General features: G+C 65.0%; 17 protein-coding genes. 9 read left to right on the top strand and 8 right to left on the bottom strand.

Going from position 1 to position 17,197, the window contains the following annotated elements:
* Positions 1 to 16: 16 nt before the first annotated feature.
* The 4 genes from xdhC to puuE all read right to left on the bottom strand — a co-directional run bounded on the left by xdhC (position 17) and on the right by puuE (position 5,874).
* Positions 17 to 1,015, bottom strand: coding sequence for a xanthine dehydrogenase accessory protein XdhC (gene xdhC, locus AC1D02_RS01185; RefSeq protein ID WP_477312862.1), 999 nt, complete (start codon positions 1,013 to 1,015; stop codon positions 17 to 19).
* Positions 1,015 to 3,342, bottom strand: a complete 2,328-nt coding sequence (gene xdhB / locus AC1D02_RS01180) for a xanthine dehydrogenase molybdopterin binding subunit (protein WP_477312860.1) — start codon at positions 3,340 to 3,342, stop codon at positions 1,015 to 1,017. The genes xdhC and xdhB overlap by 1 nt, the downstream gene beginning before the upstream one ends.
* Entirely contained in the window at positions 3,339 to 4,820 is a 1,482-nt protein-coding gene (xdhA, locus tag AC1D02_RS01175; RefSeq protein WP_477312858.1) for a xanthine dehydrogenase small subunit, read from the bottom strand. The genes xdhB and xdhA overlap by 4 nt, the downstream gene beginning before the upstream one ends.
* 118 nt (positions 4,821 to 4,938) lie before the next feature.
* Positions 4,939 to 5,874: an allantoinase PuuE gene (gene puuE, locus AC1D02_RS01170; protein ID WP_477312856.1), complete on the bottom strand. Its 936-nt coding sequence runs from the start codon at positions 5,872 to 5,874 to the stop codon at positions 4,939 to 4,941.
* Between the two features lie 72 nt (positions 5,875 to 5,946).
* On the opposite strand from puuE, the gene uraH reads away from it, so the two are divergent.
* The 8 genes from uraH to AC1D02_RS01130 all read left to right on the top strand — a co-directional run bounded on the left by uraH (position 5,947) and on the right by AC1D02_RS01130 (position 13,495).
* Positions 5,947 to 6,300 carry a hydroxyisourate hydrolase gene (gene uraH / locus AC1D02_RS01165; protein WP_477312854.1) on the top strand — a complete coding sequence of 118 codons (354 nt, stop codon included), beginning with the start codon at positions 5,947 to 5,949 and terminating at the stop codon, positions 6,298 to 6,300.
* Between the two features lie 66 nt (positions 6,301 to 6,366).
* Complete coding sequence (locus tag AC1D02_RS01160) at positions 6,367 to 6,927, top strand: ClpP family protease (protein WP_477312852.1); 561 nt, start codon at positions 6,367 to 6,369, stop codon at positions 6,925 to 6,927.
* Between the two features lie 141 nt (positions 6,928 to 7,068).
* Entirely contained in the window at positions 7,069 to 8,361 is a 1,293-nt protein-coding gene (locus tag AC1D02_RS01155; protein WP_477312850.1) for an HlyC/CorC family transporter, read from the top strand.
* A gap of 206 nt (positions 8,362 to 8,567) precedes the next feature.
* Positions 8,568 to 10,253: a type IV-A pilus assembly ATPase PilB gene (gene pilB / locus AC1D02_RS01150; protein WP_477312848.1), complete on the top strand. Its 1,686-nt coding sequence runs from the start codon at positions 8,568 to 8,570 to the stop codon at positions 10,251 to 10,253.
* Positions 10,254 to 10,261: 8 nt separating this feature from the next.
* Complete coding sequence (locus AC1D02_RS01145) at positions 10,262 to 11,491, top strand: type II secretion system F family protein (RefSeq protein ID WP_477312846.1); 1,230 nt, start codon at positions 10,262 to 10,264, stop codon at positions 11,489 to 11,491.
* A gap of 175 nt (positions 11,492 to 11,666) precedes the next feature.
* Positions 11,667 to 11,849: a hypothetical protein gene (locus AC1D02_RS01140; RefSeq protein WP_477312844.1), complete on the top strand. Its 183-nt coding sequence runs from the start codon at positions 11,667 to 11,669 to the stop codon at positions 11,847 to 11,849.
* A gap of 32 nt (positions 11,850 to 11,881) precedes the next feature.
* A complete protein-coding gene (locus AC1D02_RS01135) occupies positions 11,882 to 12,931 on the top strand; it encodes a GAF domain-containing protein (RefSeq protein ID WP_477312842.1) in 1,050 nt (349 codons plus the stop codon).
* 60 nt (positions 12,932 to 12,991) lie between these two features.
* Positions 12,992 to 13,495: a hypothetical protein gene (locus AC1D02_RS01130; protein ID WP_477312840.1), complete on the top strand. Its 504-nt coding sequence runs from the start codon at positions 12,992 to 12,994 to the stop codon at positions 13,493 to 13,495.
* 55 nt (positions 13,496 to 13,550) lie between these two features.
* Here AC1D02_RS01130 and AC1D02_RS01125 read toward each other — a convergent pair whose 3' ends face one another.
* Genes AC1D02_RS01125 through AC1D02_RS01110 form a run of 4 tightly spaced genes read right to left on the bottom strand, consistent with a single transcriptional unit; the run spans position 13,551 to position 16,105 of the window.
* Positions 13,551 to 14,387: a copper resistance D family protein gene (locus AC1D02_RS01125; RefSeq protein ID WP_477312838.1), complete on the bottom strand. Its 837-nt coding sequence runs from the start codon at positions 14,385 to 14,387 to the stop codon at positions 13,551 to 13,553.
* A 33-nt stretch (positions 14,388 to 14,420) separates the two neighbouring features.
* The gene (gene copC / locus AC1D02_RS01120; protein ID WP_477312836.1) at positions 14,421 to 14,774 is read right to left on the bottom strand and encodes a copper homeostasis periplasmic binding protein CopC; all 354 of its coding nucleotides are present in this window, start codon (positions 14,772 to 14,774) and stop codon (positions 14,421 to 14,423) included.
* Positions 14,775 to 14,812: 38 nt separating this feature from the next.
* Positions 14,813 to 15,268 (bottom strand): universal stress protein, encoded by a 456-nt coding sequence (locus tag AC1D02_RS01115; protein ID WP_477312834.1) that lies wholly within the window; start codon positions 15,266 to 15,268, stop codon positions 14,813 to 14,815.
* Positions 15,269 to 15,277: 9 nt separating this feature from the next.
* A complete protein-coding gene (locus tag AC1D02_RS01110; RefSeq protein WP_477312832.1) occupies positions 15,278 to 16,105 on the bottom strand; it encodes a universal stress protein in 828 nt (275 codons plus the stop codon).
* Between the two features lie 214 nt (positions 16,106 to 16,319).
* Here AC1D02_RS01110 and AC1D02_RS01105 point away from each other — a divergent pair, with 214 nt between their 5' ends.
* Positions 16,320 to 17,189, top strand: a complete 870-nt coding sequence (locus AC1D02_RS01105) for a prepilin peptidase (RefSeq protein WP_477313966.1) — start codon at positions 16,320 to 16,322, stop codon at positions 17,187 to 17,189.
* The last annotated feature ends 8 nt before the right edge of the window (positions 17,190 to 17,197 follow it).

Below are 17,197 nucleotides of genomic sequence, written 5' to 3'. Positions count from 1 at the left end.
GTCTTTCTTGTTACGGTCAGCAGGAGCCTACCAGTCTAATGGGCGGTGCGCCAGCGTCGAGCCGCGCGGCCGCTTCCCACAGCATCAGCAACTGCGCCGACACCGACGCGGCGATCACCGCCGGTTCCTTGCCGGTGATGCCGGGCAGGCCGATCGGGCATGCCATCGCGTCGATGCGGGCCGGGTCGAGGCCGCGCGCGCGCAGCCGGTGTTCGAACTGCTTGCGCTTGGTGTGCGAACCGATCAGGCCGAACCAGCCGACCTGCGGCCGCGCGAGGATCGCTTCGGCCAGGCGCTGGTCGAGCGCGTGGGAGTGCGTCATGACGAGATAGCTGGCGCCGGCCGGCGCGCTGGCCACCACGTCTTCGGGCGCATCGGTCGCTTCGATGCGCACGTTGTCGGGTACGTGTTCGGGGAACAGGTCGTCGCGTTCGTCGACCCAGGTGACGGTGCACGGAAGGTGCGCCATCGCGCGCACGACGGCGGCGCCGACATGGCCGGCGCCGAACAGCACCAGGTGAGCGCGCGGCGCTTCAACCTGCGCGACCAGCCAGCGGCGGCCGTCCTGCTCCTGCATTACGTGGGTGCCGCGGGTGCGCGCGAACACCGGCGCATTCGAGCCCGCCAAATGCTTGCCATCAGCGTCGAACAACGCGGTATCAGGAGCGCCATCGAGCGCGCTCAATCGCCAGCTGTCGCTGTCGCGGCGCGCCTCCAGCAAAGCCGCTTGTTCAGGGTCGGCCAGTTCGAACGCCAGGTGCACCACTCCGCCGCAGCATTGGCCGAGGCTGGGGCCGAGCGCGAACCGCTCGAAGTGGCGCGCACGGCCGTCAACCAGCATGGCGCGGCCGATTTCGATGGCGCGCAGTTCGAGGTGCCCGCCGCCGACCGTGCCGGCCAGGCCCGCTTGCGTGACCATCATGCGGGTGCCGGATCCGCGCGGGACCGAGCCTTCGCCGATGGCGACCGTCACCAGTACTGCCGGCGTGGTGCTGGCCAGGCGCCATTCGTCCATCACGCGCCCACGGCCGCTTCGACGGCGGCGATCGATTTGATGATTTCTTCGCTGGTGGCCGGGGAATTCAACGGCGGATTGACCTTGTGGCCGCCGACCGCCGACACCGCGTCGCGGATCGCGAAGAACACCGAGAACGGCAACAGCAGCGGCGGCTCGCCCACCGCTTTTGAGCGGTGGATGCTGTCGGAGACGTTGCTGTTCTTGAATAGCTTGACGCGGAAGTCTTCCGGGCAGTCCGACACGCCGGGAATCTTGTAAGTGGACGGCGCATGCGTCATTAGCTTGCCGCCGTCGTTCCACCATAGCTCCTCGGTCGTGAGCCAGCCCATGCCCTGGATGAAGGCGCCTTCGACCTGGCCGATGTCGATGGCCGGGTTGAGCGAGTTTCCGGCGTCGTACAGCGCGTCGGCGCGCAGCAGTTTCCATTCGCCGGTCAGCGTGTCCACCACCACTTCGGCCACCGCGGCGCCGTAAGCGAAGTAGGAGAACGGATTGCCGCTCATGGTTTTCGGGTCCCAGTGCAGGTTTGGCGTGGCGTAGAAGCCGTCGGACCACAACTGCACGCGCGCCAGGTAGGCTTTCTGCACCAGTTCCGGGAAGCGCACTTCGTGGCCATTGACGTGGACGATGTCGGCGGCGAAGCGCACTTGCCCGACCTCGCCTCCATACAGTTTGACCGCGTAGGCGGCCAAACGTTCCCGGATCTGGCGCGCGGCGTCCTGCGCGGCCTTGCCGTTCAGGTCCGCGCCGGTCGATGCGGCGGTGGCCGAGGTGTTGGCGACCTTGCTGGTGTCGGTGGCGGTGGCGCGCACGTGCGCCATGTCGACGCCCAGTTCGTGCGCGACGACCTGCATCACCTTGGTGTTGATGCCCTGTCCCATCTCGGTGCCGCCGTGGTTGACCAGGATCGAACCGTCCACGTACACGTGCACCAGCGCGCCGGCCTGGTTCAGGTGCGTTACGTTGAAGGCGATGCCGAATTTGACGGGCGTGAATGCGAGGCCTTTTTTGAGCACCGGGCTGGCGGCGTTGAAGGCGTCGATCGCACGGCGCCGCGCGCGGTAATCGCTCGACGCTTCCAGCTCGGTGGCGATGGCGCCGATGACGTTGTCGACCACGACCTGGCCGTAGGGCGTGACGTTGCGCGTGTCGTCGCCGTAGAAGTTGACGCGGCGGATGTCGAGCGCGTCGCGTCCCAGGTTGCGGGCGATTTCGTCGATCACGTATTCGATCGCGATGGCGCCTTGCGGCCCGCCGAAGCCGCGGAAGGCGGTGTTCGATTGCGTGTTGGTCTTGCCGCACGCGGCGCGGATGTCGACGTCGGACAGGTAATAGGTATTGTCGAAGTGGCAGACGGCGCGCGTGGCGACGGGGCCGGACAGGTCGGCCGAATAGCCGGCGCGGGTGACCATGTCGACCTTGGCGGCGACGATGCGGCCGTCGTCGCCGTAGCCGACTTCGTATTCGTAGTGGAAGCAGTGGCGCTTGCCGGTGACGAGCATGTCGTCGTCGCGGTCGGCGCGCAGCTTGACCGGGCGCTTGAGCTTTGCCGCGGCGATGGCGGCGGCGGCGCACCACAGCGCCGACTGCGATTCCTTGCCGCCGAAGCCGCCGCCCATGCGCCGGCATTCGACCGTGATGTTGTGCGAGTGGACGCCGAGCGCGTGCGCGACGACGTGCTGCATCTCGCTCGGGTGCTGGGTCGAGCACAGCACCAGCATGCCCTTGTCCTCCTTCGGCACGGCGTAGGCGATCTGGCCCTCCAGATAAAACTGCTCCTGGCCGCCGACGTACAGCTCGCCCTTGACCGAGTGCGGCGCGCGTTCGAACGCGGCCTGGTAGTCGCCGCGCGCCAGGCGCATCGGCGGCAGCACGTAGGACTGCGCGGCCTTGGCGGCCTGCGGAGTCAGGATCGCCGGCAGTTCTTCGTAGACCACGTCGGCCAGGCGCGCGGCGCGGCGGGCCTGGTTGTGGGTTTCGGCGACGACGATGAAGATCGGCTGGCCGACGTACATCACCACGCCGTCGGCGAAGATCGGGTCGTCATGGATGATCGGGCCGCAGTCGTTGGTGCCGGGGATGTCGCCGACGGCGAACACGCCGACCACGCCGGCGGCCGCGCGCACCTTGGCCAGGTCGATCGAGACGATGCGCGCGTGCGGCTTGGCCGACAGGCCCAGCGCGCCATGCAAGGTGCCCTGCACTTCCGGTATGTCGTCGGTGTAGGTGGCCTGGCCGAGCACGTGCAGCGCGGCAGATTCGTGGGCGCGCGGAACGCCGACGGCGCTCCAGGGCTTGACGACGGGGGTATCCGCTTCGCTCATGCTGCTTCTCCTTCAGCGCGCATGGCGAACGCGTTGACCGCGCCCGCCGCCAGCGGCTGCGCGCTGCGCGTCTCGAACCAGTAACGGCGCAGCAGGTTTTGCGCGGCTTTCATCCGGTAGGCGCTCGAGGCGCGCATGTCGGACAGCGGCGCGTAATCCTGCGCCAGCATCGCCATCGCTTGCTTCAATGTGTCTTCGGTCCAGGCGCGGCCGGCCAGCAGGGCTTCGGTCTGCGCGGCGCGCTTCGGAGTCGCGGCCATGCCGCCGAAGGCGATGCGGGTGTCCGCTATAACGTCGCCATCGATGCGGAACGCGAACGCGGCGCACACCGCGGAGATATCCTGGTCGAAGCGCTTGGCCAGCTTGTAAGTGCGGAACTGCACGCCGGCCTTGGGCATCGGCACGCGCACGGCCTGCACGAATTCGCCGGCTTTCAGGTCCTTCTGCTGGTAGCCGAGGTAGAAGTCTTCCAGCGGCATGGCGCGCACGCCGTCCGGGCCGCGCAGCACCAGTTCGGCGCCGAGGGCGATCAGCCACGGCATCGAGTCTCCGATCGGCGAGCCGTTGGCGACGTTGCCGCCCAGGGTGCCGGCGTTGCGGATCGGCAGCGACGCGAAGCGCTGCGCCATCTCGGTCAGCTGCCCGGGGTAGTGCTTGCAGATGGCGGCGTAGGCGTCTTCCAGCGTGGCGCCGGCGCCCACTTCGATCATGCCGGCCGATTCGGTGATGGTTTTCAGTTCGTCGACGTGGCCGAGATAGATGATGTCGCTAACGTCGCGCAACTGCTTGGTGACCCACAGGCCGATGTCGGTGGAGCCGGCCAGCAGCAGCGCCTTCGGCTGCGCGGCGCGCACTTGCGCCAGCTCGTCGAGGGTGCGCGGCGCGTAGAAGGTGGCGCCGGCGGCGCTGTAGACGGCCATCGTATCGCGCTTGAGCGCGGTCAGTTGTTCGGCGAGGGCGGCGCGGTCGAATTCGACGCGCGGCAGTTCGCCCATGCGGTAGGCGGCGTCGATGATCGGGCGGTAGCCGGTGCAGCGGCACAGGTTGCCGGACAGGGCGTCGTCGACCTGGCAGCGGGTCGGCTGCCTGCCTTCGTGTTTCAGGTACATGCCCCACAGGGACATCACGAAGCCGGGAGTGCAGAAGCCGCACTGGGAGCCGTGGCATTCGACCAGCGCCTGCTGGACCGGGTGCAGCGCGCCGTCGGGCTGCTGCATGTCTTCGACCGAGAACAGGGCCCTGCCGTCGAGCGTGGCGGCGAACTGGATGCAGGAGTTGACCGCCTTCAACGACACTTCGCCGTCCTCCAGCGAGCCGATGACCACCGTGCAGGCGCCGCAGTCGCCTTCGGCGCAACCTTCCTTGGTGCCGGTGCAGTGCAAATCCTCGCGCAGATGCTGCAGAACCGTGCGGGTGGGCGCCACGTTGCCGAGCTCGCGGACCTTGCCCTGATAATAAAAACGAATTGGATCTGACATGCTTGCCTCGGTTTTCTCCCAGCTTACTAGGTTAACACCGGCGATCCACCCTCATATATTAGTTTTACGATGTCGGTTATATCGGATTTCGCATAAATTATGCGGAATTTTGCATAATTCAGAACGGGTGCACGGCTTTCCAGTGGTTGGCGATGTCGATCCGGCGCGCGACCCACACTTTGTCGTGCGACTGCACATAGTCGAGGAAGCGCGCCAGCGCCGCCGCCCGTCCCGGCCGGCCGACGATGCGGCAGTGCAGGCCGATCGACAGCATCTTCGGCTGGTTCAGTCCGTCCGGGTCGCCCTCGGCGTACAGCGTGTCGAACGAGTCTTTCAAATAGTCGAAGAACTGCGTGCCACTGTTAAAACCCTGCATCGCAGCGAAGCGCATGTCGTTCGAGTCGAGCGTGTACGGCACCACCAGCTGCGGCTTGACGGCGCCGTCGCTGGTCGTCACCCGCTCCCAGAACGGCAGGTCGTCGCCGTAATTGTCGGCGTCGTAGGCGAAGCCGCCGTGCTCGACCACCAGCCGGCGCGTATTGGGCGAGTCGCGCCCGGTGTACCAGCCCAGCGGCGCTTCCCCGGTCAGCGCGCGCATGATCTGCACCGCCTCGGCCATGTGGGCGCGCTCGGTCGCCTCATCGACATTCTGGTAGGAGATCCATTTCAGGCCGTGGCAGGCAATCTCGTGGCCCAGCTCGCGAAACGCGGCGACCGCGTCCGGATTGCGCTTGAGCGCCATGGCGACCCCGAAGATGGTCAGCGGCATCTTGCGCTGCTCGAACATGCGCAGCAGCCGCCACAGGCCGGCCCGCGAGCCGTATTCGTACAGCGACTCCATGCTCATGTGGCGCATCGGGAAGGCCTGGGCGCCGATGATTTCGGAAAGAAAGGTCTCGGAGGCGGGATCGCCGTGCAGCACATTGTTCTCGCCGCCTTCCTCGTAGTTGAGCACGAACTGCAGCGCGATGCGCGCCTGCCCGGGCCAGGCCGGATGGGGTGGATTGCGGCCGTAGCCGGCCAGGTCGCGGGGGTAATTGTCATAGGTGCTCATATTCACCATCATATAATGTTCGCAACACCTTGGTATATGATCGCGGCGATAACCGACATATAGGAATAAACCATGGGCAAACTCAGTACCCACGTCCTCGACACCACCCAGGGCAAGCCGGGCGCCGGCGTGCGCGTCGAGCTGTACCGCCTCGACGGCGGCGCGCGCACGCTGGTCAAGACCGACACCACCAACGCCGACGGCCGCTGCGCCACCCCGCTGCTCGAAGGCGACACGATGGCGGCCGGCAAATACGAGCTGGTGTTCGCCGCGGGCGACTATTTCGCCGCCCAGGGCGTCGCGCTGCCCGAGCCGCGCTTCGTCGACCAGGTCACGATCGCCTTCGGCATCGCCCACGCCGACCAGAACTACCACGTGCCGCTGGTGGTGACGCCGTGGTCGTACTCGACCTATCGGGGCAGCTAGGTCAGCAAGACGCCAGCCGGAGCCCGGATTTGCTATTGTGGGAATGATTGCAATCCGGGAGTTTTCATGGCGTTACACATCGTTCATTTCATCGGGCCCATCAATCACGGCTCGGCCTGCACCGTGCGCAATTTGTGCCTGCAGGCCCTGCAGGCGGGCGCCAGCGAAATCGAGCTGCACTTCTCCTCCGAGGGCGGCAACATGACCGCCGGCTTCGCGCTGTACTACTTCCTCAAGTCGCTGCCGGTTCCGTTGACCACCCACAACATGGGCAACATCGAATCGATCGCGGTGGTGATCTTTTTGGCCGGAACCAGGCGGCGCGCCTGCCCGGGCTCGCGCTTCCTGGTCCATCCGCTCAACTGGGGCTTCGGCAACCTGGTCGCCGCCGACCATTCCCGCGTCTCCGAATGGCGCGAGTGCCTGGACTTCGATGCCGAGCGCTACGCCAGCATCTACGAAGAGGCCACGCACGGCAACGCCGAGCAGGAAGACATCCGCACTCACCTGTTCGGCAATGCGCGGCTGTACACCGCCGAGCAGGCGCTGGCGGCCGGCGTCATCCATGAGGTGAGCCAGGCCAGATTGCCGGCGCACGGGACGACCTCGCACTGGTGGAACGGCTAGCCCCACACTGGACAAACTTGCAAGGAAAGCGCGGGAGCCGTAGAATTCCAAGCTCTGCGGCAGCATTTCGCCGCGCCATCCTGGGCCCGGCCCGCTGTCGATGCACCCTGCATTACTTTGCCTTCCTCCTGGCGGTGAGCCTTGAACAACGTGCCCATATGGGCCCTGGTGCTGGCCCTCGCCGTCCTGATCCTTTGCTCGGCGTTTTTCGCCATGGCGGAAACGGCGCTGATGGCGGCCAACAAATATCGCCTGCGCCACCTCGCCAAACGCGGCAACCGCGGCGCCATCACGACGCTGTGGCTGCTCGAGCGCACCGACAAGCTGCTGTCGCTGGTGCTGATCGCCAACACGCTGATCAACGCGATGGCCACCGCGCTGGTGACCACCATTGCGATCCTGTTCTTCGGCCATGACGAGAGCGTCTTGACGATCGCCACCGCCGTCGTGGCCTTCCTGCTGATCGTGTTCGCCGAAATTTCGCCGAAGGTGATCGGCGCGACCTACCCGGAAAAAATCTCGCTGGCCACCAGCGTCTTCCTCAAGCCGCTGATGGCCGCGGCCAAGCCGGTGATCTGGTTCGTCAACCTGTTCGTCAAGGTGGTGCTCAAGCTGCTGCGCATCAAATCCGGCAACGACATCCACCAGCACCGCCTGTCGCCCGAGGAACTGCGCTCGATCGTGCTGGAAGGCGGCAACTTCATTCCGCAGAAGCACAAGAGCATCCTGCTCAACCTGTTCGACCTGGAAACCATTTCGGTCGAGGACATCATGACCCCGCGCGCCCAGGTCGAGGCGCTGAACCTGGCCGTGCCGGTCGAGGAAATCAAGCACCAGCTGACCACCTGCTATCACAACAAGCTGCCGGTCTACGAAGGCGAGATCAACCAGATCGTCGGCATTTTGCATGTGCGCAAGGCGGTGGCGCTCCTGAACCAGGCCGAGGAGCTGACGGTCGAGCACTTCCGCGAGCTGCTCAGCGCGCCGTACTTCATCCCGGTCGAAACCGGCGTGTTTACGCAGCTGCAGTATTTTCAGGAAAACAAGGAACGCCTCGGCATCATCGTCGACGAGTACGGCGAGGTGCAGGGCCTGGTGACGCTCGACGACATCATCGAGGAAATGATCGGCGAATTCACCACCTCGGTGCCGGGCGCCTCGCGCAGCGAAACCTTCGGCTGGGACGCGCACGGCGAAGCCCTGCTGGAAGGGTCGACGCCGCTGCGCGACATCAATAAGCAATTAGGGCTAAATTTCCCGCTGGATGGCCCGAAGACGCTGAATGGCCTGATGCTCGAGCTGCTGCAGGAAATCCCCGAGGCGGCGATCAGCCTGAAGACGGCGAACTGCGTCATCGAGGTGGTGCAGGTGCAGAACCAGTCGATCAAGGTGGTCAAACTGAAACGGCCGGCAGGGCATAAACGGCATCATTAAATGCACCAAGCCGGTGCGTGCCATTTCGTCTACGTGGTATGCATGCCTCCTGCCTGCGACAAACGCTTTACAAAAGTAGTGCTCGGAGGCATCATCCAAGGCAGTTTCGCCCCATTTCCCGATGGTGATGGCGAATTTTCAACGTCCTTCCCTCACCCCGCGCGCATATGGCAGCTGTGATTTCGAACCCCGCTTCAGGCACTCCGATGTCGGGATTGGCGCGCGCGCTGACCCAGGCGGGGCGCCTGACCGCGGCGCAGGCCGACACGCTGCAGAAGAAAGCGGCGACCGACAAGGTGCAGTTCATCGACAGCCTCGTCACCAGCGGCCTGATCGACGCGCGTTCGCTGGCGGTGTTCTGCGCCGAGACCTTCGGCTATCCGATGATGGATCTGCAGGCCTTCAATGTGGCGCTGCTGCCGCCGAAGGCGATCGACGACAAGCTGATGCAGGCGCAGCGCGTGATCGCCCTGGCCAAGCGCGGCAACAAGATGTCGGTGGCGATTTCGGACCCGACCAACAACCAGGCGCTCGACCAGATCAAGTTCCAGAGCGAGGCGTCGGTCGAGCCGGTGATCGTGCCGCACGACGCGCTGATCGCACTGCTGGCCAGCCTGGGCAAGAGCGCCGAGCAGAGCCTTCAGGAAATGGCCGGCGAGGACCAGGACATCGAGTTTGCCGAGGACGCGCCGGTCACGGTGGCGGCGGACACGGCCAACGAAATCGAAGACGCGCCGATCGTCAAGTTCCTCAACAAGATCCTGATGGACGCGATCAACCTGGGCGCGTCCGACATCCACTTCGAGCCGTTCGAAAAGTTCTACCGGATCCGCCTGCGCGTCGACGGCGTGCTGCGCGAACACGCCCAGCCGCCGATCACGATCCGCGACAAGCTGGTCTCGCGCATCAAGGTGCTGGCCAAGCTCGACATCTCGGAAAAGCGCGTGCCGCAGGACGGCCGCATGCGCCTGGTGCTGTCGCCGGTCAAGACGATCGACTTCCGCGTCTCGACCCTGCCGACCCTGTTCGGCGAGAAGACCGTGATGCGTATTCTCGACGCGACCCAGGCCCAGATGGGCATCGACGCGCTCGGCTACGACCCGGACCAGAAGGAGCTGCTGCTCGAGGCGATCCAGCGCCCTTACGGCATGGTGCTGGTGACCGGTCCGACCGGCTCGGGCAAGACGGTGTCGCTGTACACCTGCCTGAACGTGATCAACAAGCCGGGCATCAACATCTCGACCGCGGAAGACCCGGCCGAGATCAACCTGCCAGGCGTGAACCAGGTCAACGTCAACGACCGTGCCGGCCTGACCTTCCCGGTCGCCTTGAAATCCTTCCTGCGCCAGGATCCGGACATCATCATGGTCGGCGAGATCCGCGACCTGGAGACCGCCGACATCGCGATCAAGGCCGCGCAGACCGGCCACATGGTGTTTTCGACCTTGCACACCAACGACGCGCCGTCGACCCTGACGCGCCTGATGAACATGGGCGTGGCGCCGTTCAATATCGCCTCGTCGGTCATCATGATCACCGCGCAGCGCCTGGCGCGCCGCCTGTGCACCTGCAAGAAGCCGCTCGACACCAGCCGCGACATCCTGCTGGCCGCCGGCTTCCGCGCGGAAGAACTGGAAGGCGACTGGAAGCCGTACGGCCCGGTCGGCTGCGAGCGCTGCCTCGGCGGCGGCTACAAGGGACGGGTTGGCATCTACCAGATCATGCCGATCACGCCCGCCATCGAAAAACTCATTCTGGCGCATGGCAACTCGATGGAGATTGCCGCGCAGTCGGAGGCGGAGGGCGTCAAGTCGCTGCGCCGGTCCGGCCTGATGAAAGTCAAGCAGGGCCTCACCAGCCTCGAAGAAGTGCTTGGCTGCACTAACGAATAGGAAACTCAATGGCAAGCTCAACATCGAAAGCCGGCCTGGCCCAGGTCAAGGAAAATGTCTATGCCTGGGAAGGCAAGGACAAGTCCGGCAAGACCGTGCGCGGCGAGCTGCGCGCCGGGGGCGAAGCCGTGGTCAACGTCACCCTGCGCCGCCAGGGCGTGATGGTCACCAAGATCAAGAAGAAGGTCTACCGCAGCGGCAAGAAGATCACCGGCAAGGACATCGCGCTGTTCACGCGCCAGCTGGCGACCATGATGAAGGCCGGCGTGCCGCTGCTGCAGTCGTTCGACATCGTCGGCAAGGGCCACTCGAACCCGTCGATGGCCAAGCTGATCATGGACCTGCGCAACGACATCGAGACCGGCACCAGCCTGAACAACGCGTTCCGCAAATACCCGCTGTACTTCGACCCGCTGTTCTGCAACCTGGTCGGCGCCGGCGAGCAGGCCGGTATCCTGGAAGACCTGCTGACCCGCCTCGCCGTCTACAAGGAAAAGACGCTGGCGATCAAGGGCAAGATCAAGTCGGCCCTGACCTACCCGATCTCGATCTTGGCGATCGCCTTCATCGTCACCGCGGTGATCATGATCTGGGTGGTGCCGGCGTTCAAGCAGGTGTTCGCCAGCTTCGGCGCCGACCTGCCGACGCCCACCCTGGTGGTGATGGCGATCTCCGAATTCTTCGTCGCCTGGTGGTGGATGATCTTCGGCAGCCTCGGCGCGGCGATCTATTTCTTCTTCCAGGCCTGGCAGCGTTCGCCCAAGGTGCAGCGTTTCATGGACGTCACGCTGCTCAGGGCGCCGATCTTCGGCGCGGTGATCCGCAAGGCGGCGATCGCGCGCTGGACGCGCACGCTGGCGACCATGTTCGCGGCCGGCGTGCCGCTGGTCGAAGCGCTCGATTCGGTCGGCGGCGCGGCCGGCAACGTGGTCTACCTCGACGCGACGCGAAAGATCCAGAGCGAAGTGAGCACCGGCACCAGCCTGACCGTGGCCATGCAGAACGCCAACGTGTTCCCCAGCCTGGTGACGCAGATGGTGGCGATCGGCGAAGAGTCGGGCGCGCTCGACTCCATGCTGGGCAAGGTCGCCGATTTCTTCGAAGAGGAAGTCGACGAGGCTGTCGCCGCGCTGTCGGCGCTGATGGAGCCGATGATCATGGTGATCCTGGGCGTGCTGATCGGCGGCCTGGTGATCGCGATGTACCTGCCGATCTTCAAGCTCGGTTCGGTTGTGTAAGCCACAAGGGCGGCATCGAAAGCTTTCCGATGCCGCCAGATTCCCTTGGCCGGAAGCGGCGTTGATACGCCACAGGATTGATGTTACACAGCGGGGCGCAGTGCTATCAAACGGCGTATAGTGGTTTCGCAGAGTCGCATGTTGCTTGCGATTTTGGCCACAATGGGATACGCATATGGAAACGGAAACTCAATACAAGCTGAGCCGCAGCAGAGTCGAAGGCATTTCCGAAAATAAACGTGAGGTTTCAGAGTGTGAAAGCGAGCACGCCGGCGGCGAACAATCTCACACGCGTGTCACCCTGGGCTGGAAAGAGTTCAAAAGGGCGTGGCACAATTTTCGTGTGCAGAAGCGCTGAGTGATCGATTCCAGCCCGTTTGACGCTGCTACGTGTCCTCCGATCACGACGCCGCCGAGTCCGGGGACAAGCCCGTAACTCATCCATCCGGGGCGCCGCGCACCGAACATCCGCCGCCACCCGCCCCGCCGAATAAAATTGACCCTGGCGAACACCAGCGCGCACTCATTCATCAAGCCCGCCTGGCGTTGCGCCAGGCTTTCGCATTTTCTCCCATCGCGCTGTATTTTTGGGGATATTGGCCGGTCAAGGAATACGCCCGTCGCGCACTTCGGGTGGGCGCCGTCTCCGTCCTTTTCCTGTCTCTCCTTCTGTTGACGATCGAAGTGGTCGGCGAACTTGTCGGCTCTGACCGGCTTGCGCACGGGATCCTTGAACCCAAAAGCGAAATACAAAAAATGGCCAGGCACGTCGCGTTCATCCTGGCCGTGACTTACCTTTTCTGGGACCACTGGCGGGAATTCAACCATCAGCGATCCCGCGACATGATCGGCGGCGAAGTTTGGCAAATGCTCGAAAGTCGCGCCACGGACGACCTGAGTTTCCTCGAGCGCGCGCTGCCCTTGGTCGAAGCCGCATTTTCGAAGTTTCATGCGCAACGCGTGTGCGTCTGGCTGCCGGACGAGGCAGAGCTGAAAACCACCAATGCGGCCATCTCCGGCAAAAAATCGGAGCGCTTACAAGACATTGTAGCCAGCGCCACCTATCGGCAGCAGCTAATGCACTACGTTCCTCGCTTCGGGTTTCCGTTCACTTGCAAGGCCCTGGCCTGCGCCTCGCTGGACTTTCCGCATGCCTTATCGTTCGAAACCGGTCATAACGAGAAATTTCAGCCATTCGTACACAAGGGAAACTTGTCGACCTATGTCGGCCCTTTGGAAACTTCGTGGCGAGAGGACAGTTTGCGCGCCTTCTTGATGGTTCCCCTAAAAACCAGTGAGCGAGATTGTTATGGCGTGCTGACCGTGGAATTCGCCCGCAACGATCCGATCGACAGCGACCAGATGAAGGTTGCCGCGTCGTTCGCCATCCTCATTGCAGAAGAATTACGCCGGCAAAAAGGCCAATCACGCGGCCATTAGCGACGTGGCGAAGGTGCGGGCGTGCGCCGGTCCACTGCTCAGTTATGGCAACATGGGCGGATGAAAATACTCACTGTCATGTTCAGCTCCGTGCACGCGCTGATGGCGTTCCTGTTCGCAGGCGCCGCGCTGATGCTCATCGTGATTTCCGCCCGCATGGGATGGGATGCCTTTGCCGGCGGCACGACCGGCGCTGCGGCGCTGATGGTCATCGAGGCGATGGGACTGCTGGCCGCCGGCGTCGTCGCACTGCAGATCGCCGAGACCATCGTTGAGGAAGAAGTCATCCGCAACACCGATATCAGCGCGCCGACTCGGGTGCGGCGCTTCCTGTCGCGTTTTTTTGTCGTCGTTGTGGTAGCACTGGCGGTCGAAGGACTGGTCGCCACGTTCAAGGCGATTCACGAGAATCCCACCCATCTCCCCTACGCCGCCAGCATCCTCGTCGCCGTCGGCATCATGCTCGCCGCGTGGGGACTATTCGTCCACCTGAACACCTCGGCCGAGGAACTCGAGCCGGAGGCGATGGAGGAAGCGAAGGCCGAGGACGTCAAGCTCAAGTAGCCGCTGGGACGCCGCACCGCCGCGGTGCGGATAGCGGCCAGCGGGTTCACACGCCTCACCCCAATGGCGGAGGCGTCGAACTGAGTATCGCGGCCAGCACCAGCACCACCATCAGCACGGCGCCTTCGACGCGCAGCACGAGCAGGAATCGGCGCGCGGATCCGCCGGCAAGCACCGACGGCATCACTAAGAAGCGGTTGAAGGCGCCCAGCCCGACCGCCGCGGCCACGCACGCCAGCTTCACCAGCAGCGTGGCGCCGTAAGGACTGCCGCCCAGGTAGGCGGAAGATCCCACGTTATGCCATGCGCTGTATGCGCCCGTCGCGACGACCACTGCAAGCGCGACGGTTGCCGATGACGACAGCGCCCTCACATGGTCAGTCACGCTGGTCCGCGGGCCCTCGCCGGCCAGCGACGCAAGGCCGGCGACGATCACTTCGCCGGACCACGCGCTGATCGCCATCAGGTGGATCCAGTCGACGGCGATCGTGAGGCTGATGTCGCCATCGGCGGCTGCGTGACTCACCATGCTGCGCGAGTACAGGAAGGCTGCCAGTGCGAGCAGAGCGCTGCGACTAAAGCCCGGGGTCAGGTCCGGCGGACCTGACCCCAAGGCCAATGCCGCCGCCGTCAAGGAAGCCGCGCCGATTTTCCAGGCGACGCCGTAGTGGGTTTGGGTCAGCATCGACAAGACCGCGGGCAAGGCTTCCATCAGCGGCGTCTCGGACATCATCGCGGCCTCGATCCACAGCAGGACCGCGCTTGCCAGCAGCGCCGCGACAGTAGCCGCCAGCGCAATCGCGCGAACGCGGCGGCGACGTGATGCAGCCCAGTCGCTCATGTCGCGCGCCAGGAACAGGCCGAGCAGGCAGGCCCCGACTGCGATCGCCACGGCCAGGTTGAGGATCACCGTGGCGGCGATCATCTATTTGACGGTGAAGCTGAATTCGCCCTTCGTCTTGTGGCCGTCATGGCCCATCGCCGTCCATCGGACGCGGTACTCGCCCGCGCGCAAGGCCGGCACCGATACGGCAAGCGCCTTGCGGTTGTCGTTGTCGGCCACTGCCTTCACCGCGATCTCGGTTCCCTGTACATTGGTCAGCGCGACTTTGCTGAAGGCCGGTTCGATCGACTCGTTGAACTGCAGGCGGATGCGCGCCGGCGCTTGCGCCAGGACGCTGGACGCCTTCGGTTCCGACGCCTCGAGCTTGGCGTGCGCGGATGCTGACATGGCCGCGAATCCAAGGACCACGGCCAGGGCGAGTGAGCTGATTTTCATGGGGTTCTCCGTTTCCGGGATTGTACCCCTAGCCGGCGTCATGCGGCCGGCAGCTCCGGCCGCAGCACCAGCACCGGCACGCGCGAATACGCCAGTACCTTCTGCGTCTGGCTGCCGGCGAGCAGGCGCGACAAGCCGCGCCGCCCGTGCGAGGCAATGAAGATCACGTCGCAGCGGTACTCCTCGGCGGCGCGGATGATCTCCTCGTACGGCAGGAACGACATCGCCGTGTGCGTCTCGCAGGCGACGCCGCCGTCCTTTGCCGCGCGCGCCACCTCGTCCACCGACTGCTGCGCGATCTGCTGCAGCTCCTTGCTGTCGATGCCGGGATCGATCATCATCGCGCCGTCCACCGCCGGCAGGATCGGGTACGGCTGCGCGACCGAGAACGCGACCACCACCGCGCCGCTGGCGCGCGCGTAGTCGATCGCCGCGGCGACGGCCTGAGCGGCGAGCTCCGATCCGTCGGTGGGTACCAGGATTCGCTTGTACATGTGTGCCTCCTAATGGGACATCAAGACGGGAATGGTCATGCTTGCGAGGATGGCTTCGGTCGGCCCGCCGATCAGCACTTCGCGAAAGCGCGTGTGGCCGTAGCCGCCCATGACGAGCAGGTCGGCGCCGCGGTCGGTCGCCAGCGACAGCAGCGCGCTGCCGACGCCGCCCTGGGTTTCGGCGCGCAGCACTTCGACGTTGACGCCGTGGCGCGCCAGGAACAGCGCGATGTCGGCGCCGGCCAGGCGCGGCAGCTCGCCAGTGTTGAACACCGCCAGCCACACTTTGCGCGCGGCCTTCAGCACCGGCAAGGCGCTGCCGATGGCGCGCCGCGCCGGGATGCTCTCGTCCCACGCAGTCAGCACCTCGTCGCCCACCGCGGCGGGCGCGCCGGAGAAGGGCACGATCAGCACCGGGCCGGCGCTATTGAGCATGACGAACGCGGGCAGTTCGGGATCGATGCGCGCCACCGGATCGTCGGGATCGAACTGGCTAATGACCAAGGCGTCGGCGTAGCGCGCCTGCACCGCCAGGCCGGCAGCGGCGTCGTCGTCGACCAGACGACGCTCGAACGACAGGCCGTCGATCGCGCCGGCGATGGCGTCGAAGCGGTCGAGCGCATCGTTGGCGCGCACCATCAGCTGGTCGAGCTGGGGCGCCAGCGCGGTGCGCGCGATGTCGACGTTGGCGCCGTGGTAGATCAGGCTCGACATCCCGGTGGTCGCTGCGCCGACCAGGTGCGCGCCGTGGCGGGCCGCCAGCGCGGCCGCGACGCGGATGCGGCCGTCGGCGTGCCGCGACTGGTCGACATGGACGACGATGGTCTTGTACGACATGGCCGCTCCTTTCCAACCGGGCGCCGAAATTGCCCTGCCCTTGCAGTTTGTCGGTTTGCCATTAACATATCTTTGATCCACATCAAGCCGCTGACGGGCGCAATTTAGCGGTATTGATTTGCATATTCGCGCGGAACGCGTCTATGATTCGTAATCTTCCTGAGATGCAACATATCGGCATCGGCACGGGCCTTTCGTCACACACTGGAGCGTTATTCTTTTGGAAACCCTATTGTTTGCCGCCCCCGGCTCGCTGGGCGCGACCCTGGCCGCCGGCCTGTTCGGCCTGTTGATCGGCAGTTTCCTCAACGTCGTCATCTACCGCATGCCGAAGATGATGCAGCGCGACTCCGACAATTACGTCGCGCACGAGAGCGGCAAGGAACTGCCGCACCAAGACAACTTCAACCTGATGGTGCCGCGCTCGGCCTGCCCGCATTGCGGCCACCATATCACGGCGCTGGAAAACATCCCGGTGGTCAGCTACATCGCGCTGGGCGGCAAGTGCAGCGCGTGCAAGGCGCCGATCTCGATCCGCTATCCGGCCATCGAACTGTTCACCGGCCTGCTGTCGGCCCTCTTGATCTGGAAATTCGGCAGCGGCTGGGCCGGCCTCGCCACGCTCGGCTTCGGCTGGGCGCTGCTGGCGATGACGGCGATCGACTACGACACCCAGCTGCTGCCCGACGACCTGACCTTCCCGCTGCTGTGGGCCGGCCTGCTGGTCAACCTCAACGCCACCTTCGTGCCGCTGCAGGACGCGGTGATCGGCGCGGCCGCCGGCTACCTGGTGCTGTGGGCGGTGTACTGGCTGTTCAAGCTCGCCACCGGCAAGGAGGGCATGGGCTACGGCGACTTCAAGCTGCTCGCCGCGCTCGGCGCCTGGCTGGGCTGGCAGATGCTGCCGGCGATCGTGCTGCTGTCGTCGGTGGTCGGCGCGGTGGTCGGCATCTGCCTGATCCTGTTCGCCAAGCACCGGCGCGAGAACCCGATCCCGTTCGGCCCCTACCTGGCCGCGGCCGGCATGATCGCGCTGCTGTGCGGGCCGCAGATCACCGCTTACTCGCACCAGTTTTTCGGCTGACGCTACCC

Source organism: Massilia sp. P1_C10 (assembly GCF_056406475.1).
Note: the sequence above shows the minus strand (reverse complement) of the source record. Positions and strands in the feature narration are given on the sequence as shown.

Coding starts and splice junctions, on each gene's coding strand:
- AC1D02_RS01140 (WP_477312844.1), top strand. CDS start 11,667: ATGGAAACGGAAACTCAATACAAGCTGAGCCGCAGCAGAGTCGAAGGC.
- AC1D02_RS01130 (WP_477312840.1), top strand. CDS start 12,992: ATGAAAATACTCACTGTCATGTTCAGCTCCGTGCACGCGCTGATGGCG.
- AC1D02_RS01110 (WP_477312832.1), bottom strand. CDS start 16,105: ATGTCGTACAAGACCATCGTCGTCCATGTCGACCAGTCGCGGCACGCC.
- AC1D02_RS01115 (WP_477312834.1), bottom strand. CDS start 15,268: ATGTACAAGCGAATCCTGGTACCCACCGACGGATCGGAGCTCGCCGCT.
- uraH (WP_477312854.1), top strand. CDS start 5,947: ATGGGCAAACTCAGTACCCACGTCCTCGACACCACCCAGGGCAAGCCG.
- xdhC (WP_477312862.1), bottom strand. CDS start 1,015: ATGGACGAATGGCGCCTGGCCAGCACCACGCCGGCAGTACTGGTGACG.
- xdhA (WP_477312858.1), bottom strand. CDS start 4,820: ATGTCAGATCCAATTCGTTTTTATTATCAGGGCAAGGTCCGCGAGCTC.
- puuE (WP_477312856.1), bottom strand. CDS start 5,874: ATGAGCACCTATGACAATTACCCCCGCGACCTGGCCGGCTACGGCCGC.
- AC1D02_RS01145 (WP_477312846.1), top strand. CDS start 10,262: ATGGCAAGCTCAACATCGAAAGCCGGCCTGGCCCAGGTCAAGGAAAAT.
- AC1D02_RS01160 (WP_477312852.1), top strand. CDS start 6,367: ATGGCGTTACACATCGTTCATTTCATCGGGCCCATCAATCACGGCTCG.
- pilB (WP_477312848.1), top strand. CDS start 8,568: ATGTCGGGATTGGCGCGCGCGCTGACCCAGGCGGGGCGCCTGACCGCG.
- xdhB (WP_477312860.1), bottom strand. CDS start 3,342: ATGAGCGAAGCGGATACCCCCGTCGTCAAGCCCTGGAGCGCCGTCGGC.
- copC (WP_477312836.1), bottom strand. CDS start 14,774: ATGAAAATCAGCTCACTCGCCCTGGCCGTGGTCCTTGGATTCGCGGCC.